Genomic DNA, 5,674 nt, shown 5'->3' on the forward strand with positions numbered 1-5,674 from the left:
AAAATACATCTTTAAAGTCAAAATAAACGACATATGGCATCTAAGTGAAGTCACCAAAAAAACCAACGACCTACTAGACACTCTAAACCTCCATATTACTTAAAACAGGAAGTTAGGGGTTAAACCAAACGACATAAACAAACTAATGCTAAGAACACTAACAAGCCATATTAATTGCCGTTTTATTTTCAAGATAAAGCTACCCCCAGACAGACCCGACACTAAATTTAGTTAGAAACGCCTATAAATTTTCCGACCAACCTCTTTGATAGTTTCTCACATATAGCAATTGACAACAGCGCTAAATTGCTATGCAACTTGTTGTTGTAACAAAAATTTGGAACGGATATCTTAGTTACCCGTTTTTGGATGTTATTGATGGTGAATTACTTCTTGTTACTTTACTCAAACTGTCAAAATATGTGTTATAGCCTATGGTTAGAATCTGATTTTGAGAAGCAACTGACAAGATGGAACCAGAAAGGCTTTAACCCTAGATGTTTCTTGGAGTTTGAAGGTTTGACTTTGAAGATACTGGTTTACGAACATATCAGCGGCGGCGGATACGCAGAACAACCCCTGCCCCCCGACGTACTCGCAGAAGGATTTGCCATGCTACGCTGTATAGTCGCCGATTTTAGAGCCGCAGGCCATCAAGTAACAACCCTGCTAGATTGCCGCCTCTTCAAACTTAACCCCCCAATTGAAGCCAACTATACCTCCCAGGTTCTCTATGCCAACGAACCCCAAAAAATACTGCCCAATTTAGCAAAAAACAACGACGCCATCTATATCATCGCACCAGAAACCAACCAAACCCTCCAATCCTATGTCGAGCTGGCGGAAAAAACCGGAAAACTCGTGCTCAACACACCCCAAAGCACCATAGCAAAAACCGCTGACAAAATCACGCTCTATGTTGATCTCCAAAAAGCCGGTTACCCTATCCCCAAAACCCTCATCCTAAACATTGCACACAGCACAACCCAGATCGAACAAGCCATAACCACCCACCTCACATACCCCCTTATCTTCAAACCAACCGACGGGACGGGTTGCAGCGGAATCAGCCTCATAGAAAACCCAACCGACATCCCCGGTGGCGTCGCAAAAATCAAAGCCGCCTCAGCTAACCCCCGCCTTATCGCTCAAGAAAAAGTGACTGGCGACCCGGTAAGTGTTAGTCTAATCGCAAACGGCAAAAAAGCCCTAGCACTAACCCTAAATAAACAACAAATCACCCTAACAAAACAAACCGAATCAAGCTATGAGGGCGGCACAACTCCCTATGAACACCCAAAACATAAAGAAGCACAAATCTTAGCTGAACACATTGCGGAATCTTTGGGCTTACAGGGCTATGTAGGTATTGACTTAATCTTGGGACAAAATACTCTCTTTGTTTTAGATGTTAACACCCGTCTAACAACCTCCTATGTTGGACTACGACAAATAATAGACATCAACATTGCACAAGCCATCATCGACGCAGCCATCACCAAACAACTACCCCAAAAACCAACTCTACAGGGCACAGTATGTTTTTCAAAAATCCAAACCACCCCCCCAACCCCTGAAACCTACCGAAAAACCACCAAATTACCCGGCATAATAACACCCGTCTTCCCTCTACCCATCACCACCCAAAGCACCGCACTAATCATGGGCTACGGCACCAGCCTTCAAGAGGCTCAGGCACGCTTAGAAGAAGCTAAAAATGCCCTGCACACCGCTACTACTAATCGTTGAGGCACCCAGTTTGATTACTGTTTTGGGCTTAGATATCGGAGGCGCCAACACCAAAGCCGCTCTGCTCACAACAGAAAAAACCAAAATAACCACGTTTAAGACGGCATCTGCATATTTTCCTGTCTGGAAAAACCCTCAAGCCCTCCCCGAGGTCTTAATAAATCTAAAAAAGCAGCTTGGAGCCAATCAGATAGATGCTTTGGGTCTAACCCTGACCGCAGAATTATCCGATGTCTACCAAACCAAACGCGAAGGCGTCCACCACATACTATCATGCGTTAAAGCCGCCTTTTCTGATGTACCCATCTTTGTTCTAACCACCAATGTCGAACTGTTACCCATAGAAACCGCAGAAAAAAATCCTCTATGTGTTGCCGCGGCAAACTGGGCCGCTACTGGATGGCTGATGACCCAATACCTAAAAGACTCTCTCATTGTCGATGTGGGAAGCACAAGCACAAGCATAATCCCCATAATCAACCGACAAGTGGCGGCAAGAGGTAAAACTGATCTTGACAAACTCATCTACGGCGAATTAGTCTACACCGGTAGTCTGCGCACAAATATCGCCACAATCGTTCGTTCCATCCCAACAAAAAATGGTGTTGCCTCGGTTTCTTCCGAGCTGTTTGCCCTCTCAGGCGATGTACACCTTGTACTAAAAAACATCTCAACAAACGACTATACCTCCGAAACAGCAGACGGACGCGGCAAAACATTAACTGAAGCGTACACACGACTCGCTAGAGTGATCTGCGCAGACACCGACATGCTCACAACCCAAGAAATCACTGATATGGCAAAATACATCCACGAACAGCAAATTAACCAAATTGCTGAGGGTATAGCTAAAACCTACACATACCTAAAAACCCATACCACCGACAGGGTTCCAGTTGTTGTTACAGGACTTGGAAAAAACTTTCTGGCCAACAAAGCAGCAGAAAAAATTGGTATTGACACCATAGTGGATTTAGACACATTATTGCCTAAAGGAGTGGCTTTGGCAACTCCCGCAACAGGCGTTGCATGGATGACAACCGCTAAACTTACCGGAAAAACATCCTTTAAACTCATAACTCCATAAATTAAGCAGTGCAAATTTTACTTCTGAGCTCAATTCAAAATATCCACCAAATACAGTGCCTTCTCCAAAGTATATGCTAAAACCCCCCTCTTTAGCCTGCCTTGCAAGCACCAACTTATCGTAGGCCATCAAGAAAATTTTGTCGTCGCTATCGGCAAAATTGAGCCACTCAGTGTAAGTCAGGTTCGGAGAAGGGTTTGCATAAACCGACTATAGAAATATGGTTAAGGCGGTGCTCTCCTATTCTACACAGCACCACATAAAAGGTAGCTAAAATCACTATTCGACTCTATCTTGAAGTGTTTCTATGTTGACAATGTTTGAAAATAAGAAAGTAAATCTAAAAAAACTCATGCCATACGGTTTTACCAGAAATAATGACACATATATCTACACCACAAACATTGTGAACGGCCAGTTTCAAATGATCATCACCATAACAGAGCATGGAGCAATCAACACAAAAGTAATCGATTCTTCCTCAAACGAATATGTACTACACCGCATATCGGAAGTCTGCGGCCCATTTGTAAGCAAGGTAAGAGCTGATTACGAGAGCATCCTTTACCACATCGCTGAAAAATGCTTTGAACCAAACATCTTCAAAAGTAACTATGCTCAAAAAATCATTCAATATGTGCAAAACACCTATCATGATGAGTTAGAATTTCTCTGGCCCAACTTCCCAAACAACGCCATTTTTCGAAGAAAAGACACCAACAAATGGTATTGTGCGCTACTTGTCCTATCTAAAAGAAAACTGGGTCTTAACTCTGATGAGGTAATTGATGTTTTGGATTTGAAAGCCAATTCTGAGGAAATAGAGGGTATGGTTGATGGCCAAAAATATTTTCCCGGCTATCATATGAATAAAAAACATTGGTACACCCTTTGTTTAGACGGCTCTGTACCCCTTGATGAAATCTTGCAAAGAATTAACACAAGCTACAAACTATCCGCCAAATAAACCCTGTAAATTAACGCTTGAGTATTTATCAGCTTTTATCTTTGCACCGTTTGTAGAAAACACATATTTTAGCTATAAGTGAGGGCTTTCCTTTTTGCTATTATCGTATCCTTTGACTGTGCTGTTGTTTTCTTTCCACAACCCTTCTCAGTTCATGGTTAAATTGGTCAATGCATCACTTTTTAGGTCCTTTTCGAGCACAAAGATACGGTTTACCCTTGGCATTTTAAGTCTAAACCACCAACCTGACCTGTAAGCTCCAACACCACCCTCCACCATCCAAACCCTCACCCAAAGGTCCATCTGACTCGACGTCTAATTAGCTATCCGCGAGAAGAAATTGAGTAAAAAACACCCATTAACTGCAAATACTTGCAGCAACATCGCAAAAGCCCAAAATATGCAGGTGATTATGGTAAAGCCTTAGAGGAGTATAAGCGTCTCAGGCGATGGTGTGTCAGTTCTTGTTAAGAAAGTTGATGATATGAGTGAACTGTTAGCGAAACTGCTGATTGAGACAGTGAACCTGTACCTGATGAAATTGGAGATACTGCGCAAATCAAAAAGATAAGAAAAATAAAAAGGGTGGGGGTGTAGGTGTTTATTCGTATCTGAGTGCGTCTACTGGTTTTAGTTTTGATGCCCGCCATGCGGGGTAGAGTGCAAAGATGACGCTGATGCCTATGCCGAAAGCCAGTGCACCCAAAAGAACCGTGGGAGTTAACAGTGGGGTTATGGCTAATGCGCCGCCTCCGCCGCCGAAAGCACCTGAACCCAACACTTGGGCAACAATGACTGCTAATCCCCAGCCCAGCCCAATACCTGCTATTGCACCGATTAACCCAATGATAGCGGACTCGGCAAGAAATATCGACAATACGCTTCGACTTTTCATACCCAGTGCTTTGAGAATGCCGATCTCTCGGGTACGTTCAATCAATGACACAATCATAATATTCATTATACCTATACCCGCCACTAATAGTGAAATCGCGGCAATACCCACTAGAAACAGCTGGAGTGTATCAAAAACTGAGGAGAGCATGTCTATCATTGCAGTCGGTGAGGTGACCGAAACTTGATTGCTAAAGTGATCGGTTATTGCTTTAGAGACACTGGTTACGGTGGCATTATCACTATCTTTTAGGGTGACAATTATCATATCACATTGCTCCGTTCCAAAGAAGATCTGAGCTGTCTCAATAGGTATGTAAACTCCTGTATCTGATGGCCCGTTGTTGCCAAAACCTCCAGCTTTCTCCAATACACCAGCAACAACTGCCGTGTAACTTTCGTCAACTGGAGGCAGTACGGTGGCATTGATCCAAGAGATATTGATTATATTACCTGCACTGAAGAATATGGTTCCATTTTGACCGGGCTGGTTAATACGGGTACCCACTACCACTTGGTTTTCTGATGGGTCGGTGGGTATGGATCCGGTTTCTGCTTTGAAGGTTGGGTAGACCTGTGCATACTGGTTGAAATCTATGCCGTAGAGAGTGGCTGATTGTTTGAGGTTTTCGGTTTGGATGTATCCGCTACGGCTCATAACTGCTACAGATGTCTCTATATCTGACGAGAGAGCATTTATCTCAGTGGTATAGTTGCTGTAGAGGCTAAAGCCCGTGCCGCTGGTACCTTGACCAAATCCGCCTATGTCGTTTCCGTTGCTGGGTCTCACGATTAGGGTGTTGGCCGATAAGCCTTGATTGAGCTCGCTTGTTATGGTTGCCTGTAGTCCCTGCGTTATTGAGAGCAGTGCTACGATGGCTGCTATGCCTACGATTACACCTAAAGTGGTTAGTGCGGCGCGTAGTTTGCGGAGTTTGATTGCGTTGAAGGAGTATCCAAATACGTCTGTGGTTTTC

At 43.7% G+C, this 5,674-nt stretch carries 4 protein-coding genes; 3 read left to right on the plus strand and 1 reads right to left on the minus strand.

The annotated features are described in order from the left end of the window. The first annotated feature begins 525 nt into the window (after positions 1–525). The 3 genes from FWF39_RS11675 to FWF39_RS11685 all read left to right on the plus strand — a co-directional run bounded on the left by FWF39_RS11675 (position 526) and on the right by FWF39_RS11685 (position 3,803). A complete protein-coding gene (locus FWF39_RS11675; RefSeq protein ID WP_343383613.1) occupies positions 526–1,749 on the plus strand; it encodes an ATP-grasp domain-containing protein in 1,224 nt (407 codons plus the stop codon). Then, positions 1,718–2,836: a hydantoinase/oxoprolinase family protein gene (locus FWF39_RS11680; RefSeq protein WP_343383614.1), complete on the plus strand. Its 1,119-nt coding sequence runs from the start codon at positions 1,718–1,720 to the stop codon at positions 2,834–2,836. The genes FWF39_RS11675 and FWF39_RS11680 overlap by 32 nt, the downstream gene beginning before the upstream one ends. A 307-nt stretch (positions 2,837–3,143) precedes the next feature. Further along, positions 3,144–3,803, plus strand: a complete 660-nt coding sequence (locus FWF39_RS11685; protein WP_343383615.1) for an MmcQ/YjbR family DNA-binding protein — start codon at positions 3,144–3,146, stop codon at positions 3,801–3,803. A 601-nt stretch (positions 3,804–4,404) separates the two neighbouring features. Here FWF39_RS11685 and FWF39_RS11690 read toward each other — a convergent pair. Then, positions 4,405–5,674: ABC transporter permease (locus tag FWF39_RS11690; protein WP_343383616.1), on the minus strand; the 1,270-nt coding region annotated here is incomplete at its 5' end.

This window comes from Candidatus Bathycorpusculum sp. (assembly GCF_009778815.1).
GTDB lineage: Archaea > Thermoproteota > Bathyarchaeia > Bathyarchaeales > Bathycorpusculaceae > Bathycorpusculum > Bathycorpusculum hydrogenotrophicum.